Genomic DNA, 13925 nt, shown 5'->3' with positions numbered 1-13925 from the left:
CACCCTCTTCTTCGCATCCAACCACGTACGGTCGGACAGCCGCTCATTACCCATGGGTTACCCAGCCGGGGGCGAGCTAAGGCCACCCCGCGACACCACCCTCGCCAGGGACTCCACGACTTCGGGCTGATAGTCGTGGCCGGTGGCGAGACGCAGCCGCTCCAAGGCGTTGAGCGGCCCCCCGAGGGCCCCCGAGGGTCCTTCTCCCCGCGCCATCTCGTCGTACGCGTTCGCGGTGCGCACAATACGTGCCGTGAGCGGCTGATCGCGGTACGGGTCGGCCTGGCGCTCCACGACGACGGCGACCGCGGAGTCCACCCCGGTCTGCCGTACGACCGCGCCGCCGAGCAGGGCTATTCGGCGCTGCTGCGCCTCCGGCAGGGCGGCGGTGGCGCCCTCGGGGACGGGGTCGACGAGGGACAGCTGGCCGATGTCGTGCATCAGCGCCGCGTACTCGAGGACGGTGAGGTCGGGGCCGGTGAGCCCGAGGTCCCGCCCGACGGCCCGGCTGAGCCCGGCGACGCGGTGGGCGTGGCCCTGCGGGGTGTATCCGGCGATCTCGGTGGCCCTGGCCAGCGAGGCGATGGTCTGCCGGTAGGTGGCCCGCACGGCCGCGTACCGCCGGAAGGCCAGCTGGGTGAGGAGCAGCGGGAGGCTGAACACGGGCAGCGCCCAGAGTCCCGCGACGGCGACCGCGAGCGCCATCACGGCCCCGGTCGCGCAGACCGCGGAGCCGATGCCGAGCATGGCCCGCAGTTCGTCGCGGAGCAGGGGGCCGAACGGCCAGCGGGTGCGGGCATGGGCCATCGCGGCGGCGAGGACGGCGTCGCAGAGCGCGGTGAGGACGAGCAGGGCGACGATGACCAGCGCGTACCAGGGGCCGTGGCCTGCCCAGTCCTTCAACTTGCCGGAGTTGTAGAGGGGTTGGAAGCAGACGGCGGCGAACGCGACGGTCAGTACGCGCCGCGCCATCTGGTCGGGTGTGGGCCCCTGGCCGAGCGCCACGTGCGGTACGGCTCCCACGAGGGCGGCCGCGACGACCACGGCGATCACCTGGGGCACGCCGTGGTGCGTGGCCGTACCGGCGTTCTGCCCAAGGAGCGCGTACGCCAGGGCCCCCGCGGCCCCCAGCGGCGCGGGCTCCCGCTGCCTCCCACTGCCCCACCGGGCCAGCTCCCCGAGCCCGATCATCACCCCGAAGGCCAGCGCGACGGGCCTCTCGGCGATCCCGTACCAAAGGGTCCACCCGAGAGAAACGACAGCGATCACTGCCGCGAGGCCGTAGGCGACTGTTGTGGGCAGGCGTCCCGACGTCCCTGCTGTGGGCAGGCGTCCCGCAGGGCGGGACGGGTGGGCACAGCCTTCAGTGCCGGGTGCCGGAACGGTGGCCCTCACCGCGGCACCGCCCCCCGCACCGCAGGTGCAGGCACACCCCGAGCAGGCAAGCCACCTTCGGGCCCATCCGAGGTAACCCCGGGATGCCACCCGTCCCGGCCAAGCGCACGCGCCAACGCCGAGACCATCACCGGATCGAACTGCGCCCCCGCACACCGAGCCAGCTCCTGGAGAGCGGCGGAGACCGGCCGCGCCCGCCGGTAGGACCGCGTGGACGTCATCGCGTCGAACGCGTCGGCCACGGCCACCACCCGCGCGCACTCCGGGATCTGCGTCCCCGCGAGCCCGTAGGGGTATCCGCTGCCGTCCAGCCGCTCGTGGTGGTGCAGGATCGCCGCCCGCGCCTCGCCGAGGAAGCCGATGCCGCGCACCATCTCGTGCCCGTACTCGGGGTGCAGCTCGATGACGCGCCGCTCCTGCGGGGTGAGGGGGCCGTCCTTGCGCAACAGCCGGGTGGGGACGCCGAGTTTGCCGACGTCGTGCAGGATCCCGGCGAACCGCAGGACCTCGACGCGCTCGTCGTCCATGCCCAGCTCGCGCGCGATCATCACCGAGGCCCGGCCGACCCGCTCGCTGTGCCCGCGGGTGTACTTGTCCTTGAGGTCGACGGCCTGGACGAGCGCCCGGATGGTGGCCTGGTGGGCGGCGCGCTCGCGGTGGCACTGCGCGAAGGCCCAGCAGGAGACGCCCATCGGGAGCAGCACGAGCAGCGCGGCCGGGGGCCCGTACGGACTGGTCCACAGGACCGCCATCATCAGCCCGGCGAGGCCGTGCACCGCGACGGGCGCGAGGGAGCGCGCGAAGAGCCCCCGCCACGCGGAGCGCACGGGGACTCTCTCGGCCGTCGCGAGCACCCCGCCGTCCAGGGCGGTGAGGACGACGGAGAAGGCGAGCACGGCGGCCCCGGCGGGCCCCAGGACCTGCGGGAAGTCGGGCGCGGCACCGGCGGCGGGCCCGCCGAGCGCCCCGTAGACCCGGGCCGCCGCCCAGGAGGCAAGGGCCAGCTGCGCGGCGCGCCACAGACGGCGTACCCGGCGGGGCCCGCGGTCGACGCGGGCGAGGAGCGCGCCCGGCACGGCGACGAGGGCGGCGGCCGCGGGCGGCAGCAGGAAGACCCCGGCGAGCAGCACGGGGAAGAAGGTTCCTGCGGTGAGGCCGCGGGGGAGGGTGAGCCGCTCGCACCCGGCGTAGAGCGCGGCGAGGAGCGTGACGGCCGGCCAGGGGGTGTGCCCGCTCAGCGCGGGCGCGGCGCAGACGGCCCCGGCCAGGGCGACGCTCAGGATGTACACGCGAGCCCACGCCGGCACCGACCGCATGGAGTTCTCCTCCCCGTTCCAGGTCGCAAGACCCAGGTCCGGAGAGTAGAACGCCTGCCCCACGGGCATCACTGGACAGCGGGGAATTAGCACATTCGAGTGACGCTAAGGCACTTTGGCGCCGCTTTCACGCCACTCGCGCCGCGCACGCCGCTTTCACGCCGCTCACGCCTCTGAGGGGGTCACTCCCGGCGCGGCGTCATGCGACACGTCCTGGTCGGGCACGGCCTGTCCGGAGCGGATGAGGTCGATGCGCCCCATGACCTTGGCCCGCAGGTCGATCGGTACGTCGTCCTGGCCGCAGCAGCGCTTCACCAGCTTCTTGACGGCCTGTTCGAGGCCGTACTTCTCCAGGCACGGCGAGCACTCCTCGAAGTGCGTCTCGAACTTGGTGCAGTCACTGTCCGGCATCTCGTGGTCCAGGAACTCATAGAGGTGGTCCAGGACTTCACTGCAGTCAGTCTCGTGCGGCTCTCCGCAGCTCATGAGCCCGAGCCTTTCGTTCCGTTCGACTCCCCGGCACCCGCCGGGACGAGCCCGCGCTCACGGGCGTAGTCCTCCAGCATGCCGCGCAGTTGGCGTCGGCCCCGGTGCAGCCGGGACATCACCGTACCGATGGGTGTCCCCATAATGTCCGCGATCTCCTTGTACGCAAAGCCCTCGACATCGGCCAGATAGACGGCGATGCGGAATTCCTCGGGGATCGCCTGGAGCGCCTGCTTCACGTCGGAGTCGGGCAGGTGGTCGAGCGCCTGCGACTCGGCCGAGCGCAGACCGGTGGACATGTGCGACTCGGCGCGCGCGAGCTGCCAGTCCTCGATCTCCTCGGCGGCGCTGCGCTGGGGCTCACGCTGCTTCTTGCGGTAGGAGTTGATGAACGTGTTCGTGAGGATGCGGTACAGCCACGCCTTGAGGTTGGTGCCCTCGCGGAACTGGTGGAACGACGCGTACGCCTTCGCGTAGGTCTCCTGCACCAGGTCCTCCGCGTCCGCGGGATTGCGCGTCATGCGCAGCGCCGCGGAGTACATCTGGTCGAGGAACGTCAGCGCGTCCCGCTCGAAACGGGCCGTGCGCTCCGCGGCCGTCTCAGAACCCTCTTCGGGGCGCTCCGCCTGGCCGTGCTCGGTCCCTGCGTCGGTCCCAGTGACCGGACCCACCTCCTCCAACGACGTGGCGAGGCCGAAAGCAGCCCCACTCGAATCGGAGGATAGACGACGATCCGCTCCACGCGCCGCCCGAATAGTTGCGTTTTTGGGTGCGCTCAAGACCGTCCACTCCAGGTCAGAGGCGCTGGAGCGGTTCGGGCAGATGGTCGAACCCATGCGGCGGACTCCCTCTCGTACGAACACGTCTGCGACGGTGTTCACCGTCTGTTCGCGACAACAGAGGTCACGCGTCCAACATTCCCGCCCAGCGCGTGACGGCGTCCGTGATGACCGCCACGGCCTCGTCCTGGGTCACGTCCGCCTTCTTCGGCACCGCGAAACCATGGTCGCCGTAGGGCACTTCCACCAGTTCGTACGTCCCCTCGGGGAACTCGGCGGGCCTGCCGAAGGGGTCGTTGCCGCCCTGTACGACCAGGGTCGGCACCCCGGCGCCGAGCAGTTCGTCGGCGCGGGACTTCTCGGGCCTGCCCGGGGGGTGCAGGGGGAAGGAGAGCGCGAGGACCGCGGCGGCGCCGAGATCGGTGGCGGTGCGGCAGGCCACGCGCGCGCCCGCGCTGCGGCCGCCGGAGATCACCGGGAGCCCCTTCTTCTCCAGCGCGGGCCAGATGCCCCGCCAGCCCACGTCCAGCGTCTTCGGCGCGGGCGCCAGCTTCTTGCCCGCGACCCGCCAGGGCTGCTCGACGAGGGCGACGCTCACGCCGTGCGCGGGCAGCGCGGCGGCGAGGGCCTTCAGGTCGCGGGCCTCGATGCCGCCACCGGCGCCGTGGCTGACGGCGAGCAGGAGGCGGGGCTTCCGCGCCGGGTGCCAGGTGATCCGTGCCTCACCGGCGTCGGTCTCGACGAGCTGAGTGGCCGCGCTCTGGGGCGGGTGCGTTTCGTGCGTCACGTCAGAAGAGTGTGCCCTCTTCGGGGCCTTCCAGCTCCTTGAGCAGCTCGGGGCCGTTGTTGCGTACGTTGCTGACCGCCGTCGACACGGGGTAGGCCCGCATCAGTCCGGCCGGGGGCGGCTCCAGGAGCGGGCGCAGCTCCTCGACGTCCGTGCGGGACGGGTCGAGCCAGGCGTCCCAGCGGTCGGGGGTGAGCATGAGCGGCATCCGCGGGTGGATGTCGGCGAGCGAGCGCGGGCCCTCCTCGGGGGCGACGGCCAGCGGCGTGGTCTCGGCCTCCGTGGTGATCACCGTGCAGGTCACCCACCAGGCGAGGGGGTGCTCGTCGGGCAGGGTCTTGTCCCGCCAGAACTCATAGAGGCCGGCCATGGCGAAAACGGAACCGTCGGCGGGGGTCACGAAGTACGGCTGCTTGCGGGGCCGCTTCTTCTTGCCCTCGACCTCCAGCTGCCGCTCCTCGGGCGCGGTCACCCACTCGTAATAACCGTCGGCGGGCAGCACGCAGCGGCGGGCGGCGAAGGCGCGACGGTAGGAGGGCTTCTCGTGCACGGTCTCGGCACGGGCGTTGATCATCCGCGCGCCGCCCTCGGGCGTCTTGGACCAGGAAGGGACCAGGCCCCACTTGAGCGTACGCAGCTGGCGAACCGGAGCCGGGTCCGCGGCGTCTTTCAGGGGACGGTCGAGAACCGCGTAGACCTCTTTGGTGGGGGCCACGTTGAAATCGGGGGCCAGCTGCTCCCCCTCCTCGGGCTGCCACTTCTCGATCTCGAAGATGCCCGCGAGGTCCTCGGGCCCACGACTCGATGCATACCGTCCGCACATACGTGCCAGACTGCCACGACCCGATCCCCCAGAGGAGCCAGTTCCGACAATGGAAAGCACCGCCAACGCCAGCCTGGCCGCCCTCTGGGACCGCGTCTTCGGCACGCAGTCCGCGCCCGAGCAGTGGCTGGTGATCGGCGCCGGTCTGGTGGCCCTCGCCGTCGTCGTGCCGCCCCGCGTATGGCGCCTGGCCCGCAACGCCATCACCATCGCGCACGAGGGCGGCCACGGTCTGGTCGCCCTGCTCACCGGGCGCCGCCTCGACGGCATCCGGCTGCACTCCGACACCTCGGGCCTGACCGTCTCGCGCGGCAAACCCACCGGCATCGGCATGATCCTGACCGCGGCGGCGGGCTACACCGCTCCCCCGCTGCTCGGCCTCGGCGGCGCCGCGCTGCTCTCCTCCGGGCGCATCACCGCGCTGCTGTGGATCGCCACCGCGCTGCTCGTCGTGATGCTGGTGATGATCCGCAACGCGTACGGGGCCCTGACGGTGATCCTGACCGGCGGCACCTTCCTGCTCGTCTCCTGGCTGGCGAACACCGACGTCCAGGCGGCGTTCGCGTACGCGGTGGTGTGGTTCCTGCTCCTGGGCGGCGTCCGTCCCGCCTTCGAGCTCCAGGCCAAGCGCAGGCACGGGGGCGCGGGCGACTCGGACGCCGACCAGCTCTCGCGGCTGACGCACGTGCCCGCCGGGCTGTGGCTCTTCCTCTTCCACGCCGTCTCGCTCTGCTCCCTGATGGGCGGGGCACGCTGGCTCCTCGACGTCTGAGCGGGCGGGGCACGCTGGCCGCTCGCCGTCTGAGCGGGCTCTCCGGCAGCCACTAAAGTGAGGGCATGACCGCAACCCCGGCGCACACCGCCCTCTGGCCCGCCCCGCACGCAAGCGGAGCCGTCACCGCGACGGTCCACGTACCCGGTTCGAAATCGGTCACCAACCGCGCGCTCGTCCTTGCCGCGCTCGCCGCCGAGCCCGGCTGGCTGCGCCGCCCGCTGCGCTCCCGCGACACCCTGCTGATGGCGGGCGCCCTGCGTGCGATGGGCGTCGGCATCGAGGAGACGGTGTCCTCCAGCTCCGCCGTCACGGGCGGCCTCGTCTCCGGTGAGGCCTGGCGTGTGATCCCCTCGGGCCTGCACGGCCCGGCCACGGTCGACGTCGGCAACGCGGGCACGGTCATGCGCTTCCTGCCCCCGGTCGCCGCCCTCGCCGACGGCCCGATCCGCTTCGACGGCGATCCCCGTTCGTACGAGCGGCCCCTGACCGGTGTGATCGACGCCCTGCGGGTGCTCGGCGCCCGTATCGACGACGACGGCCGCGGCGCGCTGCCGCTGACCGTGCACGGCGGCGGCGCCCTGGACGGTGGCCCGGTCGAGATCGACGCCTCGTCCTCCTCCCAGTTCGTGAGCGCCCTGCTGCTGTCGGGCGCGCGCTTCAACCAGGGCGTGGAGGTCCGGCACGTGGGCGGCCCGCTGCCCTCCATGCCGCACATCCGGATGACGGTCGACATGCTCCGCTCGGCCGGTGCGCAGGTGGACACCCCGGAGGCGGGCGGCGAGCCGAACGTCTGGCGGGTCACCCCCGGCGCCCTCCTCGGCCGCGACCTGACCGTCGAGCCCGACCTCTCCAACGCCCAGCCGTTCCTCGCCGCCGCCCTGGTCACCGGCGGCACGGTCACCATCCCCGACTGGCCCGCGCACACCACGCAGCCCGGCGACGCGCTGCGCGAGATCTTCACGGAGATGGGCGGCTCCTGCGAGCTGACCGAGCAGGGCCTGGTCTTCACCGGCTCCGGCTCGATCCACGGCCTCGACGTCGACCTCAGCGAGGTCGGCGAGCTGACCCCCGGCATCGCGGCGGTCGCCGCCCTCGCCGACTCCCCCTCCACGCTGCGCGGCGTCGCCCATCTGCGGCTGCACGAGACGGACCGCCTCGCCGCGCTCACCAAGGAGATCAACGGACTCGGCGGTGACGTCACCGAGACCGCCGACGGGCTGCACATCCGTCCGCGCCGGCTGCACGGCGGCGTCTTCCACACCTACGACGACCACCGCATGGCGACCGCGGGCGCGGTCATCGGCCTCGCGGTGGACGGCGTACAGATCGAGAACGTGGCGACGACGGCGAAGACGCTCCCGGACTTCCCCGAGCTCTGGACCGGAATGCTCGGGAACTGACGGGCGGGGACGAGAACCATGCGCCGCTACGGCAAGAACCCCGACGAGGACGACATCCGCGTCCGCCCCAACCGCAAGGGCAACCGCCCCCGCACCCACATCAGGCCCAAGCACGAGGACGCGGCCGAGGGCATGGTCCTCACCGTCGACCGGGGCCGCCTGACCGTGCTGGTCGACGACCGGATCGTGATGGCCATGAAGGCCCGCGAACTGGGCCGCAAGGCCGCCGTGGTGGGTGACAGGGTCGCCGTCGTCGGGGACCTGACCGGGAAGAAGGACACCCTCGCGCGGATCGTGCGGATCGCGGAGCGCACCTCCGTCCTGCGGCGCACCGCCGACGACGACGACCCGTACGAGCGCGTGGTCGTCGCCAACGCCGACCAGCTCGCCATCGTCACCGCCCTCGCCGACCCCGAGCCGCGCCCGCGGCTGATCGACCGGTGCGTCGTGGCGGCGTATGACGGCGGACTCGAACCGATCCTCGTGCTGACCAAGTCGGACCTGGCATCGGCCGACAAGCTCCTGGAGACCTACTCCACCCTCGACATCCCCTATGTGGTCACCAGCCGCGAGGAGTTCACCGACGGCGCGGAGCTGGCACGCGTGCACGAACTGCTCGACGGCAAGATCACGGCGTTCGTGGGCCACTCCGGCGTGGGCAAGACGACGCTGGTGAACGCGCTGGTGCCCGAGGAGCGGCGGCGCACGACGGGCCATGTCAACGCGGTCACGGGCCGCGGCAGGCACACCACGACCTCCGCGCTCGCGCTGCCGCTCGCGGAGGTGGGCGGCTGGGTGATCGACACCCCCGGCGTGCGGTCCTTCGGGCTCAACCACGTCGACCCGTCCCGCGTCATCCTCGCCTTCCCCGACCTGGAGCCCGGCACGGAGGGCTGTCCGCGCGGCTGCAGCCACGACGAGAAGGACTGCGCGCTGGACGCCTGGGTCGCCGACGGGCACGCGGACCCGCAGCGCCTGTACTCCCTGCGCCGGCTGCTGGCCACGCGCGAGCGGCGCGAGGACGACTGACCTGGCGGACTGACCCGGGGACCGACCCGGTGGACTGACCTGGCCGTTGTTTGCGCCTGGGTGGCACCAGGTAGGAATCGTGGACGAGTGCGGGAGGCAGGGACACATGGCGTGGCTGCTGGTCATCGTGGCGGGCATTCTTGAGACCGGCTTCGCGGTCTGTCTGAAGCTGTCGCACGGCTTCACCCGGCTCTGGCCGACGATCGCGTTCGCCTGTTTCGCGCTCGGCAGCTTCGGCCTGCTCACGCTGGCGCTGAAGAAGCTGGACGTGGGCCCCGCGTACGCGGTCTGGACCGGCATCGGCGCCGCGGGCACCGCGATCTACGGCATGGTCTTCCTCGGCGACCTGGTCTCCACGCTCAAGATCGTCTCGATCTCCTTCGTGATCATCGGCGTGGTCGGACTCCAGCTGTCCGGCTCGGCGCACTGACCACCTCGGCCTCCCGGCTACTTACTCGGCCTCCCGCCTACTTCGCCGCCACCCAGCGCCCGATGGCCCCGCGGACCAGCTCCGCGGGGTCGTCGTCGTTGCGGGCGGGCGCGACGACGTACGACAGGGCGAGGCGCACCGCGCTCTCGCAGGCGAGGGCCAGTTCGGGGTCCCGGGGCCGGCCCCGGCCGCCGAGCGCGGCCACCGCCCGGTCCCGTACCAGCGCGAGCAGCTCGGCGGACGAGGGCACCCCGGCGTCCGCACGCCGCTGCGCGGGCACCGACGACGTGGAGCCCGCCGACCGGCTCGGCGCGGGCAGCCGCTCGCTCCAGCAGCCGGTGAGCGCGGCCCGCACCAGCGCGTTGCCGCGCGCGGCGCCCACCGTCCAGGCGGCCACCGCGGCGAGGCGGTCGGCCGCGTCGCGCTCCTGCGCGAGCGCGCGTTCGACGCCGTGCAGATAGCCGTCGGTCTCGCGGCGGAGCAGGGCGCGGGCGAGGCCGTCCTTGCTGCCGAACTCGTTGTAGAGGGTCTGCCGGGAGACTCCGGCGACGGCCGCGACATCGACCATGCGCACGCCGGGCCACGGTCTGCGGGCCAGCGCCGTATAGGCCGCGTCCAGTAAGGATTCCCGTGCTGCGGGCATCGTCGCCTCCCCGGGCCGAACCGGCTCCGGCTGCCAGAGTTGACGCGCTCGGGGGCACTGTCAATAGCTCCGGCGCGAGCGGGGGCGGCGGCCGCTCGCAAGCCGGGGGCCAGTGGCCGCGATACGGCGCTGTGGCTCGCGCCGACCGAGATCGATACTGTTCACCCATGCCCGACTACCACGATGATCTGCGTCTCGCCCATGTCCTCGCGGACGCCGCCGACGCCCAGACCATGAGCCGGTTCAAGGCTCTCGACCTCAAGGTCGAGACCAAGCCGGACATGACGCCGGTGAGCGAGGCCGACAAGGCGGCCGAGGAGCTGATCCGCTCCCAGCTGCAGCGCGCGCGGCCGCGTGACGCGATCCTCGGCGAGGAGTACGGCGTCGAGGGCACCGGCCCGCGCCGCTGGGTGATCGACCCGATCGACGGGACCAAGAACTACGTACGCGGTGTCCCTGTCTGGGCCACGCTCATCTCCCTGATGGAGGCGGGCGAGGGCGGCTACCAGCCGGTGGTCGGCGTCGTCTCGGCGCCCGCGCTCGGCCGCCGCTGGTGGGCGGCGAAGGGCGGCGGCGCCTACACGGGCCGCAGCCTGACCTCGGCGACCCGGCTGCACGTCTCGGAGGTCTCCCAACTCTCGGACGCCTCCTTCGCCTACGCCTCGCTCTCCGGCTGGGAGGAGCAGGGGCGTCTGGACGGGTTCCTTGACCTCACCCGCGCGGTGTGGCGCACGCGCGGCTACGGCGACTTCTGGCCGTACATGATGGTGGCGGAGGGCGCGGTCGACATCTGCGCGGAGCCCGAGCTGTCCCTCTGGGACATGGCGGCGCCCGCGATCGTGGTGACGGAGGCGGGCGGCAACTTCACCGGCCTCGACGGCGAGCCCGGCCCGCACAGCGGCAACGCGGCGGCGTCGAACGGCCTGCTCCACGACGAGCTGCTGGGTTATCTGAACCAGCGCTACTGACCCAGCACTCCTTCCCTAGCGCCACTTCCCCGACCGATCGCCCGAACCAGCACTCCTCGGCGAACTGACCGCGTACGCCCTCTTGTTGACCCCCGGCTTCGCTGCGACTCTGAGAGTCCCCCCACTTGTGAACTTGTGAATCCTTTCTCCAGCGGGGAGCGGAGGCAATCCTTCGCCCACCGGGAGACCTCGGGTTCACCAAGGAGGTGGCTCACGCCCATGCACGTCCGCGACGCCATGAGCACGGTGGTACTGACCATCGGCCCCACCCACACCCTGCGCCAGGCGGCCAGGCTGATGTCCGCGCGCCACGTCGGCGCCGCCGTCGTCCTCGACCCCGACACCTGCGGGCTCGGGATCCTGACCGAGCGTGACGTCCTCAACTCCGTGGCCCTCGGCCAGAGTCCGGACACCGAGATCGCCGGTACGCACACCACGACCGACGTCGTCTTCGCCTCACCGGCGTGGACCCTGGAGGAGGCGGCGGACGCCATGGCGCACGGCGGCTTCCGGCACCTGATCGTGATGGACGGGAACGAGCCCACGGGCATCGTCTCGGTCCGCGACATCATCCGCTGCTGGGCGCCCGTCCGGCGCGCGGCGGCCCAGCAGTTGGCGGCCCAGCAGTTGGCGGTCTGAGAGGCGGCGGCCCGGCAGGCAGCCGCCGGAGAAGACAGCGGCGGGCCGGACCCCCGAGGGGATCCGGCCCGCCGTCATGCGACGACAAGGGGACTGGTCAGCCGCGCAGGGCCTGGACCGCGGCCTCCAGCCGCTTGCCGAAGTCGTCGTCCGCCTGGCGGAAGTTGTGGATCGCCCGCTCGGCGATCTCGTCGCGCGAGACCTTGGCGATGAAGCCCGAGAGGTTGTCGATCAGACGGTCCTTCTCGTCCTCGGTCATCAGACGGTAGAGGTTGCCTGCCTGCACGAAGTCGTTGTCCTCGGCGTGCCGGGGCGTCTCGTGGTTGCCGGTGGCGCCCGTGACGGGGACGGGCTGCCACAGCGGGCGGTCCGTCTGGAAGGGGCCGCCGAAGCTGTTCGGCTCGTAGTTCTTCACGCCCTTGTGGCGACCGTCGTACAGCGCGCCGTCACGGGAGTGGGTGCGCGCCTCGGTGGCGTGCGGGCGGTTCACCGGCAGGTGGTCGGCGTTGATGCCGACGCGGTAGCGGTGGGCGTCGCCGTACGCGAAGAGGCGGCCCTGGAGCATCTTGTCCGGCGAGGGGCCGATGCCCGGCACGAAGTGGGCGGGGCTGAAGATGGCCTGCTCGACCTCGGCGAAGACGTTCTCCGGGTTGCGGTTCAGCTCCAGCTTGCCGATCTCGATCGGCGGGTAGTCCGCGTGCGGCCACACCTTGGTGAGGTCGAACGGGTTGAAGCGGTAGTGCGCCGCCTCCGCCGCGGGCATGATCTGCACCTGCACGGACCAGCTCGGGAAGTCACCGCGCTCGATGGCCTCGCGCAGGTCGCGCTGGTGGGAGTCGGGGTCCTCACCGGCGAGCTTGTTGGCCTCGGCCTGGGTGAGGTTCTTGATGCCCTGCTCGGTCTTGAAGTGGTACTTGACCCAGAAGACCTCGCCCGCCTCGTTGTTCCACTGGAACGTGTGCGAGCCGAAGCCGTCCATGTGGCGGTACGAGGCGGGGATGCCGCGGTCGCCGAAGAGCCAGGTCACCTGGTGGGTGCTCTCCGGGCTGAGCCCCCAGAAGTCCCAGACGTTGTCCGCCTCCTGCGAGCCCGTGTAGGGGTCCCGCTTCTGGGTGTGGATGAAGTCGGGGAACTTGATGGCGTCCCTGATGAAGAAGACCGGGGTGTTGTTGCCGACGAGGTCGTAGTTGCCCTCTTCGGTGTAGAACTTCAGCGCCCAGCCGCGCGGGTCGCGCACCGCGTCGGCCGCGCCGAGGTTGCCCGCCACGGTGGAGAAGCGCAGGAACGTCTCCGTCTCCTTGCCGACCTCGGAGAGGAACTTCGCCCGCGTCCAGCGCGAGACGTCACGGGTGAGCGTGAAGGTGCCGTAGGCGCCCGCGCCCCGGGCGTGCACCACGCGCTCCGGGATCCGCTCGCGGTTGAAGTGGGCGAGCTTCTCCAGCAGCAGCTGGTCCTGGATCAGCATCGGCCCGCCGACGCCCGCGGTCTCGCTCTGCTGGTTGTCGGCGACCGGCGCGCCGGCCTCCGTGGTGAGCGGTCCCTGCGTCGTGCTGAGCGGTCCCTGCGTCACGTGCGCCTCCTGCGTAATCGACCCTGCGGGTCCTGTCCCTATCCCTTGGCCAATGCCTATCCTCTGACCAACGTCGTAATTGATCCTACGATAGACTTTGTCTAAGTCAAGTGAACATCCAAAGTCACACCCGTTCGGGACTGGCTCCCCCTCCTGTTAGGCTGGCTCTCATGAGTGACCTGTTGGAACGACTGCGCGGACGCGGCTGGCGCATGACAGCGCAGCGACGCGTCGTGGCCGAGGTCCTCGACGGGGACCACGTCCACCTCACGGCGGACGAGGTGCACGCCCGCGCCGCCGACAAGCTGCCCGAGATCTCCCGGGCGACGGTCTACAACACGCTCGGCGAGCTGGTGACCCTCGGCGAGGTCCTCGAAGTCACGACGGACCGCCGCGCGAAGCGGTACGACCCGAACGCCCACCGGCCCCACCACCACCTGGTCTGCGCCCGCTGCGGCGCGATCCGCGACGTCCACCCCACGGGCAACCCCCTGACGAGCCTCCCCGACTCGGAGCGCTTCGGCTTCACGGTCGAGGGCGTCGAGGTCACGTACCGGGGGGTCTGCCCGGACTGCGCGACTGCGTAGATTTTCGTACGCACGTTCTTCGAAGGGCCCGGCACCGAGAGGTGCCGGGCCCTTCGTCTCGTGGCGCTTCGTTTCGTGACGCTTCGTTTCGTGACCCGCGCACGCGCGTGGCGCATGGCCGCCGGAAACACCGAAGGCCCGGAACCAATAGGTTCCGGGCCTTCGGCCTTCAGTAGCGGGGACAGGATTTGAACCTGCGACCTCTGGGTTATGAGCCCAGCGAGCTACCGAGCTGCTCCACCCCGCGTCGGTAAACTCAACAGTACGTCAGGGCTACGACCAGCGCAAATCCGTTCCG

Annotated in this window: 15 protein-coding genes and 1 tRNA gene; 7 read left to right on the top strand and 9 right to left on the bottom strand. The window is 71.6% G+C overall.

Annotated elements, in window-relative coordinates; all coding sequences use genetic code 11:
• Positions 1-57 precede the first annotated feature (57 nt).
• The 6 genes from DMA15_RS25095 to DMA15_RS25070 form a co-directional block, all read right to left on the bottom strand.
• Positions 58-1302 carry an HD domain-containing protein gene (locus DMA15_RS25095; protein WP_125517995.1) on the bottom strand — a complete coding sequence of 415 codons (1245 nt, stop codon included), beginning with the start codon at positions 1300-1302 and terminating at the stop codon, positions 58-60.
• Between the two features lie 89 nt (positions 1303-1391).
• Positions 1392-2711 (bottom strand): HD-GYP domain-containing protein, encoded by a 1320-nt coding sequence (locus DMA15_RS25090; RefSeq protein ID WP_125515018.1) that lies wholly within the window; start codon positions 2709-2711, stop codon positions 1392-1394.
• A gap of 165 nt (positions 2712-2876) precedes the next feature.
• Positions 2877-3197, bottom strand: coding sequence for a mycothiol system anti-sigma-R factor (gene rsrA, locus DMA15_RS25085; protein ID WP_125515017.1), 321 nt, complete (start codon positions 3195-3197; stop codon positions 2877-2879).
• The gene (sigR, locus tag DMA15_RS25080) at positions 3194-3868 is read right to left on the bottom strand and encodes an RNA polymerase sigma factor SigR (protein ID WP_030780923.1); all 675 of its coding nucleotides are present in this window, start codon (positions 3866-3868) and stop codon (positions 3194-3196) included. The genes rsrA and sigR overlap by 4 nt, the downstream gene beginning before the upstream one ends.
• 232 nt (positions 3869-4100) lie before the next feature.
• Positions 4101-4763 (bottom strand): alpha/beta family hydrolase, encoded by a 663-nt coding sequence (locus DMA15_RS25075; RefSeq protein ID WP_125515015.1) that lies wholly within the window; start codon positions 4761-4763, stop codon positions 4101-4103.
• 1 nt (position 4764) lies between these two features.
• Entirely contained in the window at positions 4765-5586 is an 822-nt protein-coding gene (locus tag DMA15_RS25070; RefSeq protein ID WP_125515014.1) for an SOS response-associated peptidase, read from the bottom strand.
• Between the two features lie 49 nt (positions 5587-5635).
• Here DMA15_RS25070 and DMA15_RS25065 point away from each other — a divergent pair, with 49 nt between their 5' ends.
• From DMA15_RS25065 to DMA15_RS25050, 4 genes are all read left to right on the top strand, one after another.
• A complete protein-coding gene (locus DMA15_RS25065; RefSeq protein ID WP_125515013.1) occupies positions 5636-6358 on the top strand; it encodes a M50 family metallopeptidase in 723 nt (240 codons plus the stop codon).
• Positions 6359-6423: 65 nt separating this feature from the next.
• Positions 6424-7761 (top strand): 3-phosphoshikimate 1-carboxyvinyltransferase, encoded by a 1338-nt coding sequence (gene aroA / locus DMA15_RS25060; RefSeq protein WP_125515012.1) that lies wholly within the window; start codon positions 6424-6426, stop codon positions 7759-7761.
• A gap of 18 nt (positions 7762-7779) precedes the next feature.
• The gene (gene rsgA / locus DMA15_RS25055; protein WP_125515011.1) at positions 7780-8790 is read left to right on the top strand and encodes a ribosome small subunit-dependent GTPase A; all 1011 of its coding nucleotides are present in this window, start codon (positions 7780-7782) and stop codon (positions 8788-8790) included.
• 106 nt (positions 8791-8896) lie between these two features.
• A complete protein-coding gene (locus DMA15_RS25050) occupies positions 8897-9220 on the top strand; it encodes a multidrug efflux SMR transporter (RefSeq protein WP_030780936.1) in 324 nt (107 codons plus the stop codon).
• 37 nt (positions 9221-9257) lie between these two features.
• On the opposite strand, the gene DMA15_RS25045 is transcribed toward DMA15_RS25050, so the two are convergent.
• Positions 9258-9863: a helix-turn-helix domain-containing protein gene (locus DMA15_RS25045; protein ID WP_125515010.1), complete on the bottom strand. Its 606-nt coding sequence runs from the start codon at positions 9861-9863 to the stop codon at positions 9258-9260.
• A gap of 167 nt (positions 9864-10030) precedes the next feature.
• Between DMA15_RS25045 and hisN the strand changes: the two genes are divergently transcribed.
• Together hisN and DMA15_RS25035 are read left to right on the top strand one after the other, a co-directional pair.
• Positions 10031-10831, top strand: coding sequence for a histidinol-phosphatase (gene hisN, locus DMA15_RS25040; RefSeq protein ID WP_125515009.1), 801 nt, complete (start codon positions 10031-10033; stop codon positions 10829-10831).
• Positions 10832-11050: 219 nt separating this feature from the next.
• Positions 11051-11470 carry a CBS domain-containing protein gene (locus DMA15_RS25035; protein ID WP_125515008.1) on the top strand — a complete coding sequence of 140 codons (420 nt, stop codon included), beginning with the start codon at positions 11051-11053 and terminating at the stop codon, positions 11468-11470.
• A gap of 97 nt (positions 11471-11567) precedes the next feature.
• On the opposite strand, the gene DMA15_RS25030 is transcribed toward DMA15_RS25035, so the two are convergent.
• Positions 11568-13058: a catalase gene (locus tag DMA15_RS25030; RefSeq protein ID WP_125515007.1), complete on the bottom strand. Its 1491-nt coding sequence runs from the start codon at positions 13056-13058 to the stop codon at positions 11568-11570.
• Positions 13059-13210: 152 nt separating this feature from the next.
• On the opposite strand from DMA15_RS25030, the gene DMA15_RS25025 reads away from it, so the two are divergent.
• Positions 13211-13627: a Fur family transcriptional regulator gene (locus tag DMA15_RS25025; RefSeq protein WP_125515006.1), complete on the top strand. Its 417-nt coding sequence runs from the start codon at positions 13211-13213 to the stop codon at positions 13625-13627.
• A gap of 173 nt (positions 13628-13800) precedes the next feature.
• On the opposite strand, the gene DMA15_RS25020 is transcribed toward DMA15_RS25025, so the two are convergent.
• Positions 13801-13874 (bottom strand) — tRNA-Met (locus DMA15_RS25020).
• Between the last annotated feature and the right edge of the window lie 51 nt (positions 13875-13925).

It is taken from the genome of Streptomyces sp. WAC 01529 (genome assembly GCF_003945545.1).
Classification (GTDB): domain Bacteria; phylum Actinomycetota; class Actinomycetes; order Streptomycetales; family Streptomycetaceae; genus Streptomyces; species Streptomyces anatolicus.
Note: the sequence above shows the minus strand (reverse complement) of the source record. Positions and strands in the feature narration are given on the sequence as shown.